Source organism: Duganella sp. SG902 (assembly GCF_013376005.1).
Taxonomy (GTDB): Bacteria; Pseudomonadota; Gammaproteobacteria; order Burkholderiales; family Burkholderiaceae_D; genus Rugamonas.
Map to the genome: position 1 here is coordinate 1 of NZ_JABMJK010000009.1, position 20,294 is coordinate 20,294.

Consider the following 20,294-nt stretch of genomic DNA (forward strand, 5'->3'; position numbering starts at 1 on the left):
GATCGATGCCTTGGTGGGCCTTTACCCCACCAACTAGCTAATCAGATATCGGCCGCTCCAGGAGCACAAGGCCTTGCGGTCCCCTGCTTTCATCCATAGATCGTATGCGGTATTAGCGTAACTTTCGCTACGTTATCCCCCACTCTTGGGTACGTTCCGATATATTACTCACCCGTTCGCCACTCGCCACCAGAGCAAGCTCCGTGCTGCCGTTCGACTTGCATGTGTAAGGCATGCCGCCAGCGTTCAATCTGAGCCAGGATCAAACTCTTTAGTTTAATCTCTGTTTGTGGTCATTTCTGACCAGGTTCGCTCACTCAAAATACTGACAGTATTTTTTGTTGAGCATTTAATGCTTTTTGTTGCAGCACCAAATGCCCACACTTATCGACTGTTAATTTTTAAAGATCTTGTCTTGCGCTACGAAGCGTTTTGTTCGCAGCAGAGAGATGAGATTATGAAGTGTTTCGTAGATCTCGTCAACCCCTCGTTTTTCTTAACATTTGCGTGTCTCGAATCGCGAGGGACAGAATCATATCAAAGACCCTCGAAGTTTGGCAAGCGCTTTTCCAGGAAAGCTTGCATGCCTTCTTTTTGGGCAGGCGTGCCGAACGCGGCCTGGAACAGACGGCGCTCATAAGAGACGCCTTCCGACAGCGTGGTTTCAAAGGCGCGGTTGACCGAGTCCTTGATCTGCATGGCCACCGAGGTCGACATCGAAGCGATCTGCCTGGCGATCGCCAGCACTTCCTCGATCAGTTTGTCCGCCGGGATCACGCGCGACACCAGGCCGATGCGCTCGGCCTCGGCCGCGTCGATGGTGCGCGCGGTCAGCAGCATGTCCATGGCCTTGGCTTTGCCGATCGCGCGCGGCAGGCGCTGCGTGCCGCCAGCGCCCGGCACCACGCCGACCTTGATCTCCGGCTGGCCGAACTTGGCGCTGTCGGCCGCCACCAGGAAGTCGCACATCATGGCCAGCTCGCAGCCGCCGCCCAACGCGAAACCGGCCACCGCGCCGATCACCGGCTTGCGCACGCGCAGGATGTGCTCCCAGTTGCGGCCGATATAGTTGTCGCGGTAAGTGTCCGGGTAGGTGTAGTCGACCATGGCGGCGATGTCGGCGCCGGCCGCGAAGGCCTTCTCGCTGCCCGTCAGCACGATGCAGCCGATGGCCGGGTCGGCATCAAACTTATACAAGGCGTCGCCCAGCTCGTTCATCATGCGGTCGTTGAGCGCATTCAGAGCCTTAGGGCGGTTCAGGCGGATCAGGGCGACTTTGTCGTGCACTTCGACGATCAGGTCTTCGTATTGCATGGGATGCTCCTCCAGAGGGAAATATGACTGATCGATTGTAGCGTCTATCGCCGGCGCTGGTATGATTGAAATTTGGCAATCCGCACTGAAGAGTTCCCCATTTTTAACTTCCTTCGCAACGACGAACTGCTGCGCAACGGCGATTTCCGCCGCTACTGGGCCAGCGCCATCCTGAACGGCTTCGGCAGTTATGTCAGCGCGCTGGCGCTGCCGCTGTGCGCGGTGCTGATGCTGAAAGCCTCGCCCTCGCAGATGGGCATGATGGGCGCGGCGGCCGCCCTGCCCTTCGCGCTGCTGGCCCTGCCGGCCGGCGTTTTCCTCGACCGCAACCGAAAGTTGCCGATCTTGCTGGCCAGCAAAGCCATCCAGGCGGCGGCGCTGGTCAGCATCCCGCTGGCTTGGTGGCTGGGACTGCTGTCGGTGCAATGGCTGTATGTGGTGTCGTTTATTTCCGGCGCCTGCGGCGTGGTGGGCGGCGGCGCCGAGCAGGTGTTCCTGACCAATATGATCGGCCGCGACAAGCTGACCGACGCCCAGTCCAAGTTCACCGCCACCGATTCCGCCTCGCGCCTGGTGGCGCCCGGCATCGCCGGCGTGCTGATCCAGTGGCTGACCGCGCCCTACGCGGTGATCCTGAACGCGCTCGGCTTCCTGGTCTCGATCGCCCTGCTGCGCAATGTAAAGGCCAACGATCCCAAACCGCCGCCCTCCGACAAGCATCCGCTGCGCGATGTGATGGACGGCTTCCACTTCATCTGGAGCCAGCCGCTGCTGCGCACGCTGGCCTGGGCCTCGGGCCTGTGGCACATGCTGTTCTACGGCTTCGCCGCGCTGCACGTGATTTTCGCCACGCGCGAGCTGGGCATGAGCCCCGGCATGCTGGGCGTGGCGCAGATGATCGGCGCCATCGGCGTGCTGGCCAGCTCGCTGCTGCTGAAGCCGCTGACGACACGCTTCGGCGCCACCGGCACCATGCTGACCGGCATCGGCCTGTGCACCTTTGCCTATATTATGAATCCGCTGATCCCGGCCAATCTGTTCGGCTATCCGCTGGCCAGCGCGATCGCCTGCGCCGCCATGTCGCTGTTCCTCGACTGCGGCGTGATGCTGTTCCTGATGCCCTACACCACGCTGCGCCAGAAGGTCACGCCGGACGCCTACCTGGGCCGCATGGTCTCCACCATGCGCTTCCTGACAGTGGCGATCGCGCCGGTGGGCGCGCTGACGGCCGGCTACCTCGGCGAGCATTTCAACGTGCGCACCGGGCTGGCCTGCGTGGCGGCCGGCAGCGTGGTGCTGATGTTGCTGCTGGCCCTGTCGCCATCCGTGCGCCAGAAAAGCTGACTAGCCAGTAGGCTGGCTCCAATGCTCACCCACGGGAGTCAGCCATGTTCAAATCCATCCTGCTGCCCACCGACGGCTCCGACCTGTCGGACAAAGCCACCGCCATCGCGGTCGATTTCGCCAAGCTGCACCAGTCGCGCATCGTCGCCGTCACGGTGATCCAGCCCATGCTGCTGCCCTCGCTGGGCGACAGCGGCGCCATGATCGACACCGGCCAGTACGAAACTCAGATCAAGAACGCCGCGCGCCACCATATCGACAAGGTAGCGGCCGCCGCCAGCGCGGCCGGCATTCCATTTGAAGGGGTGATCGCGATGTCGCCCAATCCCTACGAGGAGATTGTGGAAGCGGCCAAAAAATACGGCTGCGACCTGATCATGATGGCCTCGCACGGACGCAAGGGCCTGAACAAGCTGTTCCTGGGCAGCGAGACGCAGCGCGTGTTGTCGCACACCACGCTGCCCGTCCTGGTCCTGCGCTAGAACTGCTTCGGCAGCAGCACCCAGATGCTGCCGCGCTGCTTCATGCGGCCCGCGTTCTCGGCCGCCTCCGTACCGAAGCCGAAGAAGTAGTCGACGCGGATGGCGCCACGGATGGCGCCGCCCGTGTCCTGCGCCATCACCAGCCGCTGCAGCGGAATGTCGCTGTTTGGCTGGGTGGTGGAGAGGAACACCGGCGCGCCCTGCGGCAGCTGGGTGGCGTCGATGGCGACCGAGCGCTGCGGCGTCAACGGCACGCCCAGCGAGCCCTTCGGCCCCACTTTCGGGTCCGGCAGCTTTTCCTCCTTGAAGAACACATAGCTCGGGTTCACATTGAACAGCTCCTGCATGCGGGTCGGATGGCCGGCGATCCACGCCTTGATGCCCTGCGCCGAGGCCTGCTCCAGCGTCAGCTCGCCCTTCTCCACCAGGTATTTACCGATCGACTTATACGGATGGCCGTTCTGGTCCGCATACGCGACGCGCACGGTTTCGCCGGTGTCGCTCAGCTGTACGCGGCCCGAGCCCTGCACTTGCAGGAAGAAGGACTCGACCGGATCGTCCACCCACAGCAGCTCCTTGCCGCTGAAATTGGCCGATTCGATATCGGCGCGGGTGGCATACGGCACCACCTTCTTGCCCACCACCTTGCCGCGCAGGCGCATGCCCTTCAGCTCGGGATAGACGCTGGCCAGGTCGATGGTGACCATGTCGTCCGGCACCTTATACAGCGGCGTCTGGTACGGGCCGCCCTTCTTGCGGGCGCCGTGCAGCAGCGGCTCGTAGTAGCCGGTGATCAGGCCGTCGGTGGCGCCATCCGGCGCGATCACCTGGTTCGGCTCCAGGAAGGTCTCGAAGAACGTGCGGATGGCGCGCTCGTCGTTGGCGTTCACCGAGCGGGCGATGGTGCACGGCTCTTTCCACGTGGCCTGCTTGATCAGCACCGAGCAGGAGGACATGAACGCCGGCCAGGCGGCGCGCACATCGTCCTTGTCCCAGCCCGGCAGCGCGGCATAGGTGGCCGGCACCAGTTGCAGCTTGGCGGGCGGCGCCGGCTGGACGGGCGGCGTCGGCGGCGCGGGCTGGGCCGGCGGCGGCGCGGGAGGCTGCGGCAGCGCCGGCGGCTCGGCCGGTTTTTGCGGCGGCAGCGGGGTGGAGGTGCAAGCGGCCAGGGCCAGCGCGACGGCGCTCAGCGGAACGAGTAGACTACGGGACGTGAGAGACATAAAAGGATAACTATGTGGCTATTGATGATAGAAGCAGGCGTGGCCTTCTTCCTGCTGGTCTTCATCGTCTGGTGGACCATGAAGGGTAAGAAGTAATCAATGCAGAGTGCGCGGCAGCGACAGCACGAATTCCGGGATCTTGGCCTCGAACTGGTGGCCGTCCTCGGCCACGCAGAAATATTCGCCCACCATCGAGCCCTGCGGGGTTTGCAGGGCGGCGCCGCTGGTGTACTCGAACTGCTCGCCCGGCTGCAGCAGCGGCTGGTGGCCGACCACGCCCAGCCCGCGCACTTCCTCGATGTGGTTGTTGGCGTCCGTGATGATCCAGTGGCGCGAAATCAGCTGCGCGGCCACCGTGCCGGTATTCTTGATCGTGATCGAGTACGTAAACACGAAATTCGTGCGCTCCGGGTCCGACTGCTCCGGCAGGTACTGGGTTCTGACCGACACGGTAAATTCATAAGTGGACATCAACATTCCTCTAAATAGCAAACTTGGCGATTGTATATCGCCAAGCACTCATTGCACCGCAAATCCGCTTTGTGTGCAAGGAGGACGCGGCTGAAAACGGGCGCTGGCGTCCGGACCAGCGTAAAATAGCGCATCTTTTTTATTGCAAGCCCCAAGCCATGACCACCTACCGCATCGCTCCCAGCATCCTGTCCGCCGATTTCGCCCGCCTGGGCGAAGAGGTACGCAACGTCGTATCCGCCGGCGCCGACATCATCCACTTTGACGTGATGGACAACCATTATGTTCCCAACCTGACCATCGGCCCGCTGGTGTGCCAGGCGATCCGCCCGCACGTGGATGTGCCGATCGATGTGCACCTGATGGTCAAGCCGGTGGACCGCATCATTCCTGACTTCGCCAAGGCCGGCGCCAACATCATCACCTTCCACCCGGAAGCGTCCGAGCACATCGACCGCTCGCTGCAACTGATCCGCGACCACGGCTGCAAGGCCGGCCTGGTGTTCAACCCGGCCACCCCGCTGAGCTACCTGGAGCACGTGATGGACAAGGTCGACATGATCCTGATCATGTCGGTCAACCCGGGCTTTGGCGGCCAGTCCTTCATTCCGCAGGCGCTGAAGAAAATCGCCGAGGCGCGCCGCCTGATCGACGAATCCGGCCGCGACATCCTGCTGGAAGTGGACGGCGGCATCAAGATCGAGAACATCGCCGCCGCCGCGGCAGCGGGTGCGGACACCTTCGTCGCCGGTTCGGCCATCTTCGGCCAGCCGGACTACAAGGCCGTGATCGACGCCATGCGCACCAACCTGGCCAAGGTATAAGACGATGAGCGTGCTGGCAGGCGTGCGCGCCGCAATCATCGACCTCGACGGCACCATGCTGGACACGATCCCCGACTTCCACGTCGCGATCAACGGCATGCGCGCCGAACTGGGCCTGGACCCGATCACCCAGGAGCAAATCGCCCTGATGGTCGGCAAGGGCTCGGAAAACCTGATCCGCTCCGTCCTGGGGCTGGATTGGGAGGCGGAGCGCGTCGAGGCGGCGTTCGCGCAAGCGATGGACGCCTACCAGCGCCACTACCTGGCCATCAACGGCAATTACAGCACCCTGTTCCCGCAGGTGACCGAGGGACTGGCGGCCATGAAGGCGCAAGGCCTGCGCCTGGCCTGCGTGACCAACAAGCCAATCAGCTTCACCACGCCGTTATTGAAATTGAAAGGCCTGGACCAGTTCTTCGAAGTGGTCTACGGCGGCGACTCGCTGCCGCGCAAGAAACCGGATCCGCTGCCCCTGCAAACGGTGTGCGCCGACTTCGACCTGCCGCCGTCCCAAGTGGTGGCGATCGGCGATTCCTCGAATGACGCGCAAGCCGCGCGGGCTGCGGGTTGCCCGGTTTTGACGGTCCCATATGGATATAACCACGGAGAGTCTATACACGACACGGATTCCGATGGTATAGTAGCCACGCTGCTAGAAGCGGCTAGCCTGATTCGTTCACATCACACCAATAGCTGAACAACTGACCAAAATGTCGTCTCTCACCAAAAAACACATCGTCAACCAACCAGGCTCGATTGAGGCCTGGCTGTGGCGACGCTGGCAATCCTGGCAAAACTAAGCCGAACTGATTGCTGTCGTCCGCCCGCTTGCGCGCGACAGGTTTTTTGATGCACCACTACGCTGGCACACCTCGGCCAGCGCATGGAGAGAACACATGACCGAACTCGAATTCAAATCGCTGGCCACGGATGGCTACAACCGTATCCCCCTGATCGCGGAAGCTTTCGCCGATCTCGAAACGCCCCTCACGCTGTACCTGAAACTGGCCCAGACCCAGAACGCCGGCAAGAACACCTTCCTGCTGGAGTCGGTGGTGGGCGGCGAGCGTTTCGGCCGCTTCTCCTTCATCGGCCTGCCGGCGACCACGCTGCTGCGCACCTTCGGCAACCGCACGGAAATCGTCAAGAACGGCGCCGTGATCGAGACCCACGAAGGCAACCCGCTGGATTTCATCGAGGCGTATCAAAAGCGCTTTAAAGTCGCCATCCGCCCCGGCATGCCGCGTTTCTGCGGCGGCCTGGCCGGCTACTTCGGCTACGACACCGTGCGCCACATCGAGAAAACCCTGGCCCACAGCGCACAAAAAGATGACCTGGGCCTGCCCGACATCCAGCTGATGGTGACCGAGGAACTGGCCGTCATCGATAACCTGAGCGGCAAGCTGTATCTGATCGTCTACGCCGACACGACGCAGCCCGAGTCCTATTCCAAAGCGAAGCAGCGCCTGAAAGACCTGCGCATGATGCTGCGCCGTGGCGTGGAGGCGCCGGTGACCAGCGCCTCGGTGCGCACCGAGGCTGTGCGCGAGTTCGCGAAAGAGGATTACCTGAAAGCCGTGGCCCGCGCCCACGAGTACGTGCTGGCCGGCGACTTGATGCAGGTGCAGATCGGCCAGCGCATCCGCAAGCCTTACGTTGATTCGCCACTGAGCCTGTACCGCGCGCTGCGTTCGCTGAACCCGTCGCCGTATATGTACTTCTACAATTTCGGCGACATGCAGATCGTCGGCGCCTCGCCGGAGATCCTGGTGCGCAACGAGACCGCGCCGGACGGCGAGAAAAAAGTCACGCTTCGCCCGATCGCCGGCACCCGCCCTCGTGGTTCGACGCCTGAACGCGACGCCGAGCTGGCCAAGGAACTGCTGGCGGATCAAAAGGAAATCGCCGAACACGTGATGCTGATCGACCTGGCGCGCAATGACCTGGGCCGCATTTCGGAGATCGGCAGCGTCAAGGTTACCGACCGCCTGGTCATCGAAAAATACTCGCACGTGCAGCACATCGTCTCCAACGTCGAGGGCAAGCTGAAAGAAGGCCTGTCCAACCTGGACGTGCTGCGTGCCACCTTCCCGGCCGGCACGCTGACCGGGGCGCCGAAAGTGCGCGCGATGGAAATCATTGACGAGCTGGAAATCTCCAAGCGCGGCATCTATGGCGGCGCCTGCGGCTACCTGTCGTTCGGCGGCGAGATGGACGTGGCGATCGCGATCCGCACCGGCGTGATCAAGGACGGCAACCTGTACGTGCAGGCCGCCGCCGGCATCGTCGCCGACTCCATCGCCGAGATGGAATGGCAGGAAACTGAACACAAGGCGCGCGCAGTGCTGCGCGCCGCCGAGCAAGTGCAAGATGGTCTGGATGGGGAGTTCTAATATGCTGCTGATGATCGACAACTACGACTCCTTCACCTACAACATCGTGCAGTACTTCGGCGAGCTGGGTGAAGACGTGCGCGTCTACCGCAATGATGAAATCACCATCGCGGAGATCGAGGCGCTGAACCCTGACCACATCTGCATTTCGCCGGGACCGAAAGATCCTTCGCAAGCAGGCATTTCGATTGAAGTGCTGAAGCACTTCGCCGGCAAAAAGCCGATTCTGGGCGTGTGCCTTGGCCACCAGGCCATAGGCGAGGCGTTCGGCGGCAAGGTTATTCGCGCCAAGCAGGTCATGCATGGCAAAACTTCTTTAATCGCGCATACGGGCGTGGGCGTCTTCAAGGACTTGCCCTCCCCCTTCACAGTGATCCGGTATCACTCGTTGGCCATCGAGCGTAGCTCGCTGCCGTCCTGCCTGGAAGTGACGGCATGGACCGACGACGGTGAAATCATGGGCGTGCGGCACAAGGAATACGACATCGAGGGCGTGCAGTTTCACCCCGAGTCCATCCTGTCGGAACACGGCCACCAACTGTTGAAGAACTTTCTCGTACGCTGATTAAAGAAGGATAAGCCATGCCTATCACCCATCAAGAAGCACTGCTGCGCTGCATCGAACATCGCGAAATCTTCCACGACGAGATGCTGCACCTGTTCCGCCAGATCATGTCGGGCGAAATGTCGCCAACCATGGTGGCCGCCCTGACCATGGGCCTGCGCGTGAAAAAAGAAACCATCGGCGAAATCGCCGCCGCCGCGACGGTGATGCGCGAGTTCTCCACCAAGGTGCCGATGGCCGACACCACCGGCCTGCTCGACATCGTCGGCACCGGCGGCGACGGCGCGCATACCTTTAACATCTCCACCACCGCCATGTTCGTCGCGGCGGCGGCGGGCGCGCGCGTGGCCAAGCATGGCGGCCGCAGCGTGTCGTCGTCGTCCGGCAGCGCGGACGTGATTGAGTCGCTGGGCGCCAACATCAATTTGAAGCCGGAGCAGATCGCGCAATCGATCGCGCAGACCGGCATCGGCTTCATGTTCGCGCCGAACCACCACGCCGCCATGAAGCATGTGGCGCCGGTGCGCAAGGAACTGGGCGTGCGCTCGATCTTCAACATCCTCGGCCCGCTGACCAATCCGGCCGGCGCGCCGAATATCCTGATGGGCGTGTTCCACGCCGACCTGGTTGGTATTCAGGTGCGCGTGCTGCAGCGTTTGGGCGCGCAGCATGCCATCGTCGTCTACGGCAAGGACAATATGGATGAAGTGTCACTGGGCGCTTCCACCATGGTCGGTGAGCTGATCGACGGCGAGATCCGCGAGTATGAAATCCATCCGGAAGATTTCGGCATGTCGATGATCGCCAGCCGCAATCTGCGTGTGGCCGATGCGGCCGAGTCCAAGCTGCGCATGATGGAAGCGCTGCGCGGCGAGCCGGGCGCGCCTTACGATATCGTCTCGCTGAATGCCGGCACGGCGCTATACGCGGCGGGCGTGGCCAGCTCGATCGAGGATGGCCTGAAGCGCGCGCGCGAAGCGATTCATTCCGGCGCGGCGCTGCGCAAGATCGAGCAGTTCGTCGAAGTCACGCAAAGCCTCGGCCGGAGTAACTGACCATGTTCGGCATCCATGACCTGACGTTGTTTATCATCTCGGGCCTGCTGCTGAACATCATGCCCGGCCCCGATTCGCTGCTGATCATGACGCGCAGCGCCACCCAGGGCTGGCGCGCCGGATCGGCCGCCGCGCTGGGCATCGGCGCCGGCACCATGGTGCACATCTTCGCGGCGGCCCTTGGCCTGTCGGCCGTGCTGTCCACCTCCGCCGCCGCCTTCACGGTGGTGAAATGGGTGGGCGCGGCCTACATCGTCTACATGGGCATCGGCATGCTGCGGGCGAAGCTGCGCAACCAGGAACCGGAGGCGCCGGCCGCCGCCAGCCAGCCGCTGGCCTGGCGTAAGATTTTCTTCCAGGGCTTCCTGACCAACGTCCTCAATCCCAAGGTGGCGCTGTTCTTCCTGGCGTTTGTGCCGCAGTTTATCTCGGTGGACAGCGGCAGCAAGCCACTGGCCTTCATCATCCTCGGCACCATATTTAATTTCAACGGCATGCTGTATTGCCACGGCCTCGCCTTGTTCACCGCCTTTGCCAGCACGCGTTTGAAAATCAAGCCGCTGGTGTCGCTGTGGCTGAACCGCACCATGGGCGGCCTGTTCCTGGCCCTCGGCGTGCGCCTTGCACTCTCGGAGCAACGTTAATCATGTCTGACATTCTGAATAAGATCCTCGCGGTGAAAGCCGACGAAGTCGCCGCCGCGAAAAAATACCGCAGCTTCGCCAGCCTGCGCGACGAGGTGGAATCCAACACCGAACTGCGCGCCGGCCTGCGCTGCTTTGAAGCCAGCCTGCGGGCGAAAATCGACGCCGGCAAACCAGGTGTGATCACCGAAATCAAAAAGGCCTCGCCATCGAAAGGCGTGATCCGTGCCGACTTCCGCCCGGCGGAAATCGCCGCCACCTACGAAGCCAATGGCTCCGCGTGCCTGTCGGTGCTGACCGACGAGCAGTTCTTCCAGGGTTCGGTGGCGTATCTGCAGCATGCGCGCGCAGCCTGCTCGCTGCCGGTGCTGCGCAAGGACTTCATGATCGACATCTACCAGATCTACGAAGCGCGCGCCATGGGCGCCGATGCCATTCTGCTCATCGTGTCGGCGCTGGATCATGGCCTGATGGCGGAAATGGAAGCCGTGGCGCACGAATTGGGCATGGACGTGCTGGTCGAAACCCACGATGGCGACGAGCTGACCGCCGCGCTGAAACTGAAAACCCGTCTGGTCGGCGTCAACAACCGCAATCTGCGCACCTTCGAGGTCTCGCTGCAAAACACCCTCGGCCTGCTGGACTGCATGCCATCGGACAAGATGGTGATCACCGAATCCGGCATCCTGACTCCGGCCGATGTCAAAACCATGCGCGACGCCAATGTGCATGCCTTCCTGGTGGGCGAAGCGTTTATGCGCGCGCCTGACCCTGGTGCCGAATTGGCACGCTTGTTCCAGTAAATACCGCCTCCGGCGCGATCTCATAGCGGTCGCGCCCTCTTTCCTTAGCGCAATACAGTGCCTTGTCGGCGCGCGCCAGGATGCCATCCAGGCTTTCCTCCGCGCTGGTCTGACACGCCACCCCAACGCTGACGGTGTACGGCGGCACGTCCGCACGCGGTGACCGCAGCGCGGTGCGAATGCGCTCGGTAATGTGCAGCGCCCGGTCCAGGCCGGTGGCCGGCAACAGCACCACGAATTCCTCTCCGCCGAATCGCGCCAGATGGTCGGAGGCGCGCAAGGCTTTGGTAATCACTTGCGCCACGTCGATTAATACACGGTCGCCGACGGCGTGACCGTGGGAGTCGTTAATTTTTTTGAAGTAATCGATATCGATATTCAGCATGGTCAGGAAGGTGCCTTCCCGGCGCATCAACGCATGCTCTTTGGCATAAATATCGGCAAAACCACGTCGGTTTAATACCTCGGTTAATGGATCCAGCGTGGAACGGCGCTCCAGCGTTACCTGCAAACGCCTTGTGCAGACGGTCATAAAGCCCACCGTCATCATCAATGTCATGAACTGCGCCGTCGCCAGATATAAGCTGGCAAATGTACCTGTGCCCAGCAGGTTCACATCGCTATCACTTGTTACGGCCAATATGCCGCGCACCGCAACCATAATGGACTCAATTATCATCAAAGTGACGAAAAACCACATGGAAAAATGGCCGTCGCCATATTTCAGGATAACACCCACGGCACGCACATGCAGGGTAAATACCACCAGTGAAGAAATAGCGACGCGCGTAATAAAATCGGGCTTAATCCACAACCAATAGCCAAGCAGTACGGCGATTAATATCCAGCTTAAATGAAATAAGCGCCACGACGGTTTTATTTCATAAAAACGCTCAGTGCCGATCATCATTAATCCCAATCCCCAGGTCATAACGATGTTGGCGAATAGCAGCAGGATATTCGACTTGCCGTGCAGGGCGAACATCACCACGCCGCCCACCAGCAATACCAGCGCCAGCGCCCAATCGCGCAAGCCCTGGATTTCTTTGGGGAAGTTCAGATGTGCCGAGTACAGCACGACGCTCATGGCGACAGCCATCAGCGTTGCCATCAGCAATATGGTGGAGGGATCGGGTAAATTCATCGGGGCCGATTCTAAACCACAAAGCCTGGCTGGGGAAAAGAAAGCGGGAAACACGCTGGAAACTAGCGAGTACATGCCAAAAACTGGCATGAGCCGGACGAAAAAAAGGCCGCATCGGCGGATGCGGCCCTGTTTTTTATCAGCTAGCGCTTGGACGGAGCGGACCGGCTGCCTTCCTGGCGGGCTGTTCCAGCGTGAGGGTAATGCCTGGCACGCGGTCGCCTTGCAAGGTCAGACTGAACACCATCAGCTCGTCGCGGCGGAAGGCGTGCACCTCCACCGTATCGCCGACCGCATAACGGGACAGCAGATTATCGAGATTAGTGGCCGTCACGCGCAAACCATCGACTGCCACCAGAATATCGCCGGCCGATAGTCCGGCACGATGCGCGGCGCCATTTTCATGGACGGCGGACAATTTGCAGTCATTGCCATCCCGGCCGAGATTCGCATCGAAGCTGGGTTTGGACGATTTACGTTCGTCATTATATTTAACGCCAAATGGCGCCAGCAATTTCGCCAACGGCAAATCTTCGGTGCCGCGAATATATTTGTCGAAGAAAGGTTTGAAACGGCCGCCGCTGATTTCATCAAACAAGGCCTCCGCTTCCGCAGGCGTAACGCCACGGCCGCCGCCATGATAAAAATCGCGGCCATAACGCTGCCATAATGCACGCATCACATCGTCCAGCGATTTTTTACCGCCGGTTTTAGCGCGAATACTCAAATCCAGCGCCAAACCGATTAACGAACCTTTGGTGTAATAGCTGATAATCGCATTTGGCGCATTTTCGTCCTGGCGATAATATTTACCCCAGGCATCAAAACTCGAATCCGCCACGCTTTGCTTGGTGCGCCCGCTGCCGCGCAATACGCTGCCCACGGTTTTACCCAACAGTTTGAAATAAGCCGGTTCCGCGATCAGGCCGGCGCGTACCAGCATTAAATCGTCGTAATAGCTGGTGAAACCTTCAAATAACCATAGCAGCGGCGAATAATTCTCCACCTGCAGGTTATATGGCGCAAACGCGGCCGGCTTGATGCGCTTCACATTCCAGGTATGGAAGTATTCGTGGCTGCACAGGCCGAGGTATTGCAGGTAACCGTCGTTGATTTCCTTGCTTCTGGACGAGGTGGTCGGCAGATCGTTGCGGTTGCAAATCAGCGCGGTCGAGGCGCGGTGTTCCAGCCCGCCATAGCCATCGCCCACCGCCATGGTCATGAAGACATAGCGGTCCATCGGCGCTTTCTTGGTCTTCGGCTCGAAGAAGGCGATCTGGGTTTCGCAGATTTTTTTCAGGTCGGCGCTCAGGCGCGCCAGATCCAGGTTGGGCACACGGCCGGTGATGACGATGTCGTGCGGGACGCCATGCGCCTTGAAGGTGGCCAGCGCAAAGTCGCCCAACTCCACCGGATGGTCGATCAGTTCATCGTAGTTGGAGGCGATATAGGTGCCAAAACCATAACGTTTCGCTTTCAGTTCCGCCAGCGAGGTGGCCACGCGCCAGGTGGCCGCCGCTTCGTCGGCCGGGCGCTGGATGTCCACCACGTGCGGCTGCTCCTCCTGCCCAAGCACGCGCAGGAACACGCTGGTGCCGTTGAAGAAGCCATGGTTCTGGTCCAGGTGCGCGGCGCGCACCGACAGGTCCCAGGCATAGACTTCATAGTGCACCGTCAGCGGCGCGCCGCGGTCGGCCAGCGGGGCGGCCTGCCAGGAGTGCTTATCGAGCTTGGTCAGCTCAACCGGCTGGCCCCTGGACTCGGCGCGGATGCGTACAATATTGCGGGAAAACTCACGGATCATGTAGCTGCCGGGTATCCACGCCGGCAGCGCGAAGATCTGGCCCACTTCGGCCGGCGCGGCCACCGTGACCGAAACATGGAACAAGTGCGCGGCCAGATCATGGCCGACGATGGTATAGGCGATAGCCGCTTGGTTTTTTTTCATCATAAGTCCTGTTTTGTGTCGATGTCGCGCACGATGCCGTCATCATCGACCACCACTTCGCTGACCGCATGGCTTTTCAAGATCGCGCGCGCGCCCTGGTCGCCCTCCAGCGCCAGCAGCAACGGCAAGTGATATGCACTGAAGGCGACCGGATTGCCGCGCCTTCCTTCAAACACGGGCGCCGCGATGCGCGCGCCACGCTCTATTGTAGCGACCAACGCGCGCATGGTGTCCGGCCGGACGTGCGGCATGTCGCCCAGTCCTATCAGCCAGCCTTCGGCGCCCTTGGTGTAATCGATTGCGGTGACGAGGGATTCGCCCATGCCCAGATCGGCGGTGGCGCAGACGCGCACCTCGCAACCGAGGCGGCCCAGCAGCGCGGCGACCTTGTCGTCGCCCTCGCGCACCACGGCCAGCACGCGCGGAAGCACGGCCAGCATATTCTTCGCACTGGCGGCGACGACGATCTCACCGCCGGCCAGGGTTTGCAGCAGTTTGTTCTCCACGCCGGACGGATCGAAACGTCGACCACGTCCGGCGGCCAGCAGGATGCCGGTCAGCGCCACCCTGCTCAGGCGCTGGCCAGGTCGAACGGCAGCTTGCGCAGGCGCTTGCCGGTCAACTTGAACAGCGCGTTGGCGAATGCGGGCGCCAGCGGCGGCAGGCCCGGTTCGCCCATGCCGGTCGGCGGATCGTTGGACGGCACGATATGGACATCGATCTTCGGCATGTCCGTCATGCGCGCAACGGTGTAGTCGCTGAAGTTCTGCTGCTCGACCACGCCGTCCTTCAGCGTGATGGCGGCGCCCGGCAAGGTCATGCCGAGGCCCATCAGCGCCGCGCCCTGGATCTGCGCCTCGATGGTCAAAGGATTGACCGCCGTGTTGCAGTGGACGCCCGCCGTGACCGAGTGCAGTTTTGGCTGGCCGTTCTTCACCGAGGCCACCACCACGTAGGCGATCACGGTGTTGAACGATTCGTGCACCGCCACGCCGTAAGCCTGGCCTTTAGGTAAAGCCTTCTTGCCGTAGCCCGACTTGGCGACCGCCAGATCCAGCGCGGCGACGTGGCGCTTGCCCTTCTCGCCCACGAGCTTTTTGCGATAGGCCACCGGATCCATTTTGGCCGCATGCGCAGCCTCGTCGATCAGGGTTTCCATCACATAGGCCGTGTGGGTCGAACCGACGGAACGCCACCACAGCACCGGCACATTGGCCTTGACCGAGTGCGCGCTCAGGTTGAGCGGCACTTCATAAGGCTCGCCCATGCCTTCGACCATGGTCGCATCGACGCCGTCCTTGACCATCATCGGCTCGAACGGCGTGCCGGTGATGATGGACTGGCCGACGATGACGTGGTTCCACGCCACGATCTCGCCCTTGGCATCGATGCCGATATCGGCGCGGTGCACGTGCGACGGACGGTAGTAGCCGCCCTTGATGTCGTCCTCGCGGCCCCAGATCACCTTGATCGGCTCCTTATGACCGGCGGCCTGCCACACCTTGGCGACGTTGACCGCCTCCACCAGATAGTCCGAAGTCGGCACCGCGCGGCGGCCGAAGCCACCGCCGGCCATCATGGTATTCAGCGTGACCTGCTCCGGCTTCAAGCCGGCGGTGGCGGCAATCGCGCCCTGGTCAATGGTCTGGAATTGCGAACCGGCCCACACCGTGCAGCTGTCCTTGCGCAGGTCGACCACGCAGTTCAGCGGCTCCATCGGCGCGTGCGCCAGATAGGGGAATTCATACACGGCGGAGATTTTCTTCGCCGCGCCGGCCAGCTTGGAGGTATCGGCCTTGCGCACCGGGCTGCCCGGCTTTTGCGACAGCGTCTTGAACTCGGCCAGTTGCTTCTCGCTGCTGACCTTTTCCACGCCGCTGGTATCCCAATCGATGGCCAGCGCCTCGCGGCCGGTCTTGGCCGGCCAGTAGCCATCGGCGATCACCACCACGCCGCTGCCGCCGCGATCGGTCTTCACCTCCAGCACATCGATCACGCCCTTGACGGCCTTGGCCTTGCTGGCGTCGAACTTGGCGACCTTGGCGCCGAATACCGGCGGGCGCGCCACTACGGCGACCTTGCTGTCGGGCGCCTTGAAGTCCATGCCGAACTGCTGCTTGCCGGTGGACTTGGCGCGCGCGTCGAGGCGTTTCACCGGTTTGCCGATGATGGTGAAGTCCTTCGGGTCTTTCAGCTTGACGGTGGCGGGCACCGGCTGCTTCATGGCCGCTTCGGCCAGTGAGCCGTAGGTGGCTTTCTGGCCCGATGGACCAATCAGCGTGCCCTTGACGGTCCTGATCTGGTCAGCCGGCACCTTCCACTGCTCGGCCGCCGCCGCGATCAGCATCGCGCGCGCCTTGGCGCCGATTTCGCGGTACTGCAGATACGAGTGCGCCACGCTGCCAGAACCGCCGGTGATCTGGATGCCGAACGCCGGGTCCTTATACTGATCCCCGGCCGGCGCCAGCGCGCCATTCACCAGCGACCAGTCGGCGTCCAGTTCTTCCGCGATCAGCATCGGCAGCGCGGTTTGCACGCCCTGCCCGAACTCCAGGCGGTTGACCTGCACCGTGACGCGGTTGTCCGGCGCGATGTGCAGGAAGGCGTTTGGTTCGTACACCTTGGCCGGCGGCTGCTGCGCGTTGGCGAAGCGCCCGCCACCCGGCACCACGAAGCCCAGCACGAAGCCGCCACCGACGACCGCGCCGGCTTTCATGAAACCGCGGCGCGACATGCCGGAGGCCGAGGCGCTCGCGATCATGCCTTGATTAAGCCATTCGATACGCATAATGGTCTCCTCCTCAGGCGATGGATTTGGCGGCGTCTTTGATTGCGGCGCGGATGCGCTGATAAGTGCCGCATCGGCAGATATTGCCGCTCATGGCGTTATCGATTTCCGCATCCGACGGATTCTTGTTGGTGCGCAGCAGCGCGGTGGCGCTCATGATCTGGCCACTCTGGCAGTAGCCGCATTGCGGCACATCGATCTTGACCCACGCATCCTGGACCGCCTTGCCCACCTTGTCGGTCTCCATGGCCTCGATGGTGGTGATCTTCTGGCCGGCGGCGGCCGAAATCGGCGTCACGCAGGAGCGGATCGGCTGGCCGCCCAGGTGCACGGTGCAGGCGCCGCACAGCGCCATGCCGCAACCGAACTTGGTGCCCGTCATGTTCAGGTTATCGCGCAAGGCCCACAGGATCGGCGTCGAGGGATCGGCGTCTACCTGCACATCTTTACCGTTGATGTTCAAAGTGATCATTCAAGTCTCCAGTTGTCGCTGCGTTTTATGTGCCACCAAATTACTGCTTAACCTTGTTGAGTTTCGCCTCCAGCGTCTTGGCGTCGATCGCGCCCGGAATGCGGGAGCCGTCGGCAAAGAAGATGGCCGGCGTGCCGGACACGCCCAGCTTGCGGCCCAGCGCCAGCACCTCGTCGTTCGGCGCTACGCACGAGGCGCCCGCCGCCGGCGCGGCCTTGCCGCCGACCATCCAGTCATCCCACGCCTTGCTGCGGTCGGCCGCGCACCAGATGTTCTTCGACTTGGTGAACGAATCATCCGACAGGATGTTGTACATGAAGGTGTAGATGGTGACGTTGTCGGTTTCCTTCAGCGTGGTCTGACGCAGGCGCTTGCAGTAGCCGCAGTTCGGGTCCTCGAACACCGCGATCACGCGCGAGCCGTCGCCCTTGACGGTCTTGATGGCCTTATCCAGCGGCAGGTCGGAGAATTTGATCTTGGAGATTTCGTCGATGCGCTCGCGCGTCAGGTCGGCGCCGGTGGTCAGGTTGAAGATATGACCATTAATCAGATAGGTGGCGGTTTTGTCGGTGTACAGGATGTCGCTGCCGATGCGTACTTCATACAGGCCACTGTACGGGGTTTCCTTGACCGAATCGACCTTCACGTTCTCACCCAGGCGCGGCTCGATCAGCTTCTTGATGGCCTCCGTGCTGGGCGGGTTTTGCGCGCCGACGCAGGATGCCATCAACACGGACAGCGACAGCAAAACGGCTTTACTCTTTCTCATGACTTCTCCGGTAACGACTGATTACTTGCCCATCGCGTGAGAGATGAGGCGGCGCTTCAGCACAGGTAATTTATCCAACAAGTTTAATCCGAAATTACGAACCGCGCGCAGAGGCTCGATATCGGTCTCGAACAGGCGCGCCAGACCGTCGGTGGTGAGCTGCATCAGCAGCACATCCTCCTTGCGCGCGCGCTCGTACCGGGCCAGCACGCGGTCGTCGCCGATGCCGCGCTGCGCCTCCCTTTCGGACAGGGTCTTGATCAATTGCGCCACGTCGGCGAAGCCCAGGTTCATGCCATGTCCGGCCAGCGGATGCACCACGTGGGCGGCGTCGCCGACCAGCGCCACGCGCGGCGCGATCATGCTATGCGGGCGCATCAGCCGCAACGGGAAGTCGCGCACCAGCTCCGGTTGCAGCGGCGTCAGCGCGCCAAGCTTCTCGCGGGCGTAGACCGCCAGGCGGTCGGCGATCTGCTGTGCCGATTCGGCGCGCAAGGTGTCGGCCAGCTGCTCGGGCGCCGACCACACCAGCGACACCTTGTTGCCGGGCAGCGGCAACAAGGCCACGATGCCCTCGGCGCCGGTGAACCACTGATAGGCCGCGCCGTGGTGCGGCAGCTCGCATTCAAAGTTGGTGACCACCGCGCACTGGTTGTAGCTGCGGTAATCGAGGCCGATGTCGCACTGGCCGCGCACCCACGACTGGGCGCCGTCGGCGCCGACCACCAGCGCGGCCTTGATGCTGCCGCCATCGTCCAGATGCACGCTGGCGCTGTCGTCGGCGCGCAGCAGGCCGGTGGCGCGGCCGGTCACCATCTTCACGTTCTGGGCGAACCGCAGCGCGGCGTCCAGCGCCTGATTCAGATTGCGGTCCTCCAGGATCCAGGTCAGCGTGCTGGCGTGGGCGCCGTAGGCGTCGAAAGCCAGGCCGCCGGCGTGCGGGCCGTCGCCCTGCACGATCATGGCGTCGACCGGCGCCACGCGGGCGTGGTCCAGCGCATCCCAGACGCGGAGGGACGACAGCAGATGGTGGGCGGTGTGATTGAGCGCGTAGACGCGCGCGTCCCACCCCTGATCGGCCGACGGCGGCATCGGTGGCGGCGCCGGCGGCCCCAGCAAGGTCACGCTCAGGCCGGCCTGGGCCAGGCCCAGCGCCGCGGTCTTGGCAATCGCGCCATTGCCAACTATGCAAATATCGCTTTCGGTCACGCGCAGCGCGGCGGGAGAGATGGGCTTGTTCATCCGGCCATTATAGCGTTTGTGGGAAATGGAAATTGCCCCTTGCACTTTGCGCTCGACATGCTATAATTCTGCACCTTGGCCTGGTAGCTCAGTTGGTAGAGCAGAGGATTGAAAATCCTTGTGTCGGTGGTTCGATTCCGCCCCGGGCCACCAAGAATTCAGAAAAAGCCACCTTCGGGTGGCTTTTTTATTTGCCCAGAATAAATGTTAATTGCCGTATCGATATATTTAAAATAGTATGTCGTTACCAAATGGATAATTCCAAATGGACTACACAATTAACACCACCACTAGGGTAATTACAATGAAATTCATTCCTCTCCTCGTCGTCGCCGCCGGCGTCCTGCTCACCGGTTGCGCCTCCGTGAACATGGCCCCCAAAGAAGATTCCGCTAAAGCGAAGCAATTCGCCGCCCCTGCTGGCGCAAATAACGCCGGCCTCTATGTTTATCGGAATAGCTTTGTCGGCAAGGCTCTGAAGAAGGATATCTGGGTTGATGGCAAGTGCCTGGGCGAAAGCGCGCCGGATGTGTTTTTCTACACCCAAGTTGATGGCGGAAAAAGCATCACTGTTTCCACCGAGTCCGAGTTCTCTCCCAATGATTTGAAACTGAGCGTCGAGTCTGGAAAAAATTACTTCGTACGCCAGTACATTAAAATGGGCGTATTGGTCGGCGGAGCCGGTGTCGAGCTCGTAACGGAGCAACAGGGCAAGGCCGATATCGCCCCGCTGGAAATGGCTGTCGCCGGCAAGTGCAGCGGAGCAAAATAAGCGCCACCTTGGTCTAGCCCAGGTAAAAACGCCAACCTTCG

Annotated in this window: 20 protein-coding genes, 1 tRNA gene and 1 rRNA gene; 11 read left to right on the top strand and 11 right to left on the bottom strand. The window is 61.7% G+C overall.

Features of this window, described 5'->3' with window-relative positions:
- Together FHW83_RS18865 and FHW83_RS18870 are read right to left on the bottom strand one after the other, a co-directional pair.
- Positions 1-278, bottom strand: a 16S ribosomal RNA gene (locus FHW83_RS18865); the annotation flags it as partial.
- 259 nt (positions 279-537) lie between these two features.
- Positions 538-1,314 carry an enoyl-CoA hydratase gene (locus tag FHW83_RS18870; RefSeq protein ID WP_176647897.1) on the bottom strand — a complete coding sequence of 259 codons (777 nt, stop codon included), beginning with the start codon at positions 1,312-1,314 and terminating at the stop codon, positions 538-540.
- A gap of 72 nt (positions 1,315-1,386) precedes the next feature.
- Between FHW83_RS18870 and FHW83_RS18875 the strand changes: the two genes are divergently transcribed.
- Together FHW83_RS18875 and FHW83_RS18880 are read left to right on the top strand one after the other, a co-directional pair.
- The gene (locus FHW83_RS18875) at positions 1,387-2,658 is read left to right on the top strand and encodes an MFS transporter (RefSeq protein ID WP_229224262.1); all 1,272 of its coding nucleotides are present in this window, start codon (positions 1,387-1,389) and stop codon (positions 2,656-2,658) included.
- A gap of 44 nt (positions 2,659-2,702) precedes the next feature.
- Entirely contained in the window at positions 2,703-3,140 is a 438-nt protein-coding gene (locus tag FHW83_RS18880) for a universal stress protein (RefSeq protein WP_176647898.1), read from the top strand.
- On the opposite strand, the gene FHW83_RS18885 is transcribed toward FHW83_RS18880, so the two are convergent.
- Together FHW83_RS18885 and apaG are read right to left on the bottom strand one after the other, a co-directional pair.
- The gene (locus FHW83_RS18885; RefSeq protein ID WP_176647899.1) at positions 3,137-4,363 is read right to left on the bottom strand and encodes a murein transglycosylase A; all 1,227 of its coding nucleotides are present in this window, start codon (positions 4,361-4,363) and stop codon (positions 3,137-3,139) included. The two genes, FHW83_RS18880 and FHW83_RS18885, sit on opposite strands and share 4 nt — an antisense overlap.
- Before the next feature lie 96 nt (positions 4,364-4,459).
- On the bottom strand, positions 4,460-4,834 hold the full coding sequence (gene apaG, locus FHW83_RS18890; RefSeq protein ID WP_176647900.1) for a Co2+/Mg2+ efflux protein ApaG: 375 nt from the start codon (positions 4,832-4,834) through the stop codon (positions 4,460-4,462).
- A gap of 158 nt (positions 4,835-4,992) precedes the next feature.
- Between apaG and rpe the strand changes: the two genes are divergently transcribed.
- The 7 genes from rpe to trpC all read left to right on the top strand — a co-directional run bounded on the left by rpe (position 4,993) and on the right by trpC (position 11,118).
- Positions 4,993-5,658 carry a ribulose-phosphate 3-epimerase gene (gene rpe / locus FHW83_RS18895; protein ID WP_176647901.1) on the top strand — a complete coding sequence of 222 codons (666 nt, stop codon included), beginning with the start codon at positions 4,993-4,995 and terminating at the stop codon, positions 5,656-5,658.
- Positions 5,659-5,662: 4 nt separating this feature from the next.
- Positions 5,663-6,355, top strand: coding sequence for a phosphoglycolate phosphatase (locus tag FHW83_RS18900; RefSeq protein WP_176647902.1), 693 nt, complete (start codon positions 5,663-5,665; stop codon positions 6,353-6,355).
- 199 nt (positions 6,356-6,554) lie between these two features.
- A complete protein-coding gene (gene trpE, locus FHW83_RS18905) occupies positions 6,555-8,051 on the top strand; it encodes an anthranilate synthase component I (protein WP_176647903.1) in 1,497 nt (498 codons plus the stop codon).
- Between the two features lies 1 nt (position 8,052).
- Positions 8,053-8,616 carry an aminodeoxychorismate/anthranilate synthase component II gene (locus FHW83_RS18910; protein ID WP_110846629.1) on the top strand — a complete coding sequence of 188 codons (564 nt, stop codon included), beginning with the start codon at positions 8,053-8,055 and terminating at the stop codon, positions 8,614-8,616.
- A 17-nt stretch (positions 8,617-8,633) separates the two neighbouring features.
- The gene (gene trpD / locus FHW83_RS18915) at positions 8,634-9,671 is read left to right on the top strand and encodes an anthranilate phosphoribosyltransferase (protein WP_176647904.1); all 1,038 of its coding nucleotides are present in this window, start codon (positions 8,634-8,636) and stop codon (positions 9,669-9,671) included.
- A gap of 2 nt (positions 9,672-9,673) precedes the next feature.
- Positions 9,674-10,315 (top strand): LysE family translocator, encoded by a 642-nt coding sequence (locus FHW83_RS18920; RefSeq protein ID WP_176647905.1) that lies wholly within the window; start codon positions 9,674-9,676, stop codon positions 10,313-10,315.
- 2 nt (positions 10,316-10,317) lie between these two features.
- A complete protein-coding gene (gene trpC, locus FHW83_RS18925; protein WP_176647906.1) occupies positions 10,318-11,118 on the top strand; it encodes an indole-3-glycerol phosphate synthase TrpC in 801 nt (266 codons plus the stop codon).
- On the opposite strand, the gene FHW83_RS18930 is transcribed toward trpC, so the two are convergent.
- From FHW83_RS18930 to FHW83_RS18960, 7 genes are all read right to left on the bottom strand, one after another.
- A complete protein-coding gene (locus FHW83_RS18930) occupies positions 11,069-12,262 on the bottom strand; it encodes a diguanylate cyclase (RefSeq protein ID WP_229224263.1) in 1,194 nt (397 codons plus the stop codon). The two genes, trpC and FHW83_RS18930, sit on opposite strands and share 50 nt — an antisense overlap.
- Positions 12,263-12,401: 139 nt before the next feature.
- Positions 12,402-14,210 (bottom strand): M61 family metallopeptidase, encoded by a 1,809-nt coding sequence (locus FHW83_RS18935; protein ID WP_373997236.1) that lies wholly within the window; start codon positions 14,208-14,210, stop codon positions 12,402-12,404.
- A complete protein-coding gene (locus FHW83_RS18940) occupies positions 14,210-14,776 on the bottom strand; it encodes a nucleotidyltransferase family protein (RefSeq protein WP_176647908.1) in 567 nt (188 codons plus the stop codon). The genes FHW83_RS18935 and FHW83_RS18940 overlap by 1 nt, the downstream gene beginning before the upstream one ends.
- Positions 14,777-14,781: 5 nt before the next feature.
- Positions 14,782-16,998 (bottom strand): xanthine dehydrogenase family protein molybdopterin-binding subunit, encoded by a 2,217-nt coding sequence (locus FHW83_RS18945; protein ID WP_176647909.1) that lies wholly within the window; start codon positions 16,996-16,998, stop codon positions 14,782-14,784.
- Positions 16,999-17,011: 13 nt separating this feature from the next.
- On the bottom strand, positions 17,012-17,470 hold the full coding sequence (locus FHW83_RS18950; RefSeq protein WP_092279619.1) for a (2Fe-2S)-binding protein: 459 nt from the start codon (positions 17,468-17,470) through the stop codon (positions 17,012-17,014).
- A 40-nt stretch (positions 17,471-17,510) separates the two neighbouring features.
- Positions 17,511-18,239, bottom strand: coding sequence for a DsbC family protein (locus FHW83_RS18955; protein WP_176647910.1), 729 nt, complete (start codon positions 18,237-18,239; stop codon positions 17,511-17,513).
- Between the two features lie 21 nt (positions 18,240-18,260).
- Entirely contained in the window at positions 18,261-19,481 is a 1,221-nt protein-coding gene (locus FHW83_RS18960; protein ID WP_176647911.1) for an FAD-dependent monooxygenase, read from the bottom strand.
- A gap of 77 nt (positions 19,482-19,558) precedes the next feature.
- On the opposite strand from FHW83_RS18960, the gene FHW83_RS18965 reads away from it, so the two are divergent.
- Positions 19,559-19,634: transfer RNA gene (locus tag FHW83_RS18965), tRNA-Phe, on the top strand.
- 151 nt (positions 19,635-19,785) lie between these two features.
- The gene (locus tag FHW83_RS18970) at positions 19,786-20,253 is read left to right on the top strand and encodes a DUF2846 domain-containing protein (protein ID WP_176647912.1); all 468 of its coding nucleotides are present in this window, start codon (positions 19,786-19,788) and stop codon (positions 20,251-20,253) included.
- Positions 20,254-20,294: the final 41 nt, after the last annotated feature.

Bases quoted from the DNA above. Each gene is read 5' to 3' on its own strand.
- FHW83_RS18870 (WP_176647897.1), bottom strand. From the start codon at position 1,314: ATGCAATACGAAGACCTGATCGTCGAAGTGCACGACAAAGTCGCCCTG.
- FHW83_RS18960 (WP_176647911.1), bottom strand. From the start codon at position 19,481: ATGAACAAGCCCATCTCTCCCGCCGCGCTGCGCGTGACCGAAAGCGAT.
- trpC (WP_176647906.1), top strand. From the start codon at position 10,318: ATGTCTGACATTCTGAATAAGATCCTCGCGGTGAAAGCCGACGAAGTC.
- FHW83_RS18885 (WP_176647899.1), bottom strand. From the start codon at position 4,363: ATGTCTCTCACGTCCCGTAGTCTACTCGTTCCGCTGAGCGCCGTCGCG.
- FHW83_RS18930 (WP_229224263.1), bottom strand. From the start codon at position 12,262: ATGAATTTACCCGATCCCTCCACCATATTGCTGATGGCAACGCTGATG.
- FHW83_RS18970 (WP_176647912.1), top strand. From the start codon at position 19,786: ATGAAATTCATTCCTCTCCTCGTCGTCGCCGCCGGCGTCCTGCTCACC.
- FHW83_RS18950 (WP_092279619.1), bottom strand. From the start codon at position 17,470: ATGATCACTTTGAACATCAACGGTAAAGATGTGCAGGTAGACGCCGAT.
- FHW83_RS18880 (WP_176647898.1), top strand. From the start codon at position 2,703: ATGTTCAAATCCATCCTGCTGCCCACCGACGGCTCCGACCTGTCGGAC.
- trpD (WP_176647904.1), top strand. From the start codon at position 8,634: ATGCCTATCACCCATCAAGAAGCACTGCTGCGCTGCATCGAACATCGC.
- FHW83_RS18910 (WP_110846629.1), top strand. From the start codon at position 8,053: ATGCTGCTGATGATCGACAACTACGACTCCTTCACCTACAACATCGTG.
- FHW83_RS18955 (WP_176647910.1), bottom strand. From the start codon at position 18,239: ATGAGAAAGAGTAAAGCCGTTTTGCTGTCGCTGTCCGTGTTGATGGCA.
- FHW83_RS18920 (WP_176647905.1), top strand. From the start codon at position 9,674: ATGTTCGGCATCCATGACCTGACGTTGTTTATCATCTCGGGCCTGCTG.
- trpE (WP_176647903.1), top strand. From the start codon at position 6,555: ATGACCGAACTCGAATTCAAATCGCTGGCCACGGATGGCTACAACCGT.
- FHW83_RS18935 (WP_373997236.1), bottom strand. From the start codon at position 14,210: ATGAAAAAAAACCAAGCGGCTATCGCCTATACCATCGTCGGCCATGAT.
- apaG (WP_176647900.1), bottom strand. From the start codon at position 4,834: ATGTCCACTTATGAATTTACCGTGTCGGTCAGAACCCAGTACCTGCCG.
- FHW83_RS18900 (WP_176647902.1), top strand. From the start codon at position 5,663: ATGAGCGTGCTGGCAGGCGTGCGCGCCGCAATCATCGACCTCGACGGC.
- rpe (WP_176647901.1), top strand. From the start codon at position 4,993: ATGACCACCTACCGCATCGCTCCCAGCATCCTGTCCGCCGATTTCGCC.
- FHW83_RS18945 (WP_176647909.1), bottom strand. From the start codon at position 16,998: ATGCGTATCGAATGGCTTAATCAAGGCATGATCGCGAGCGCCTCGGCC.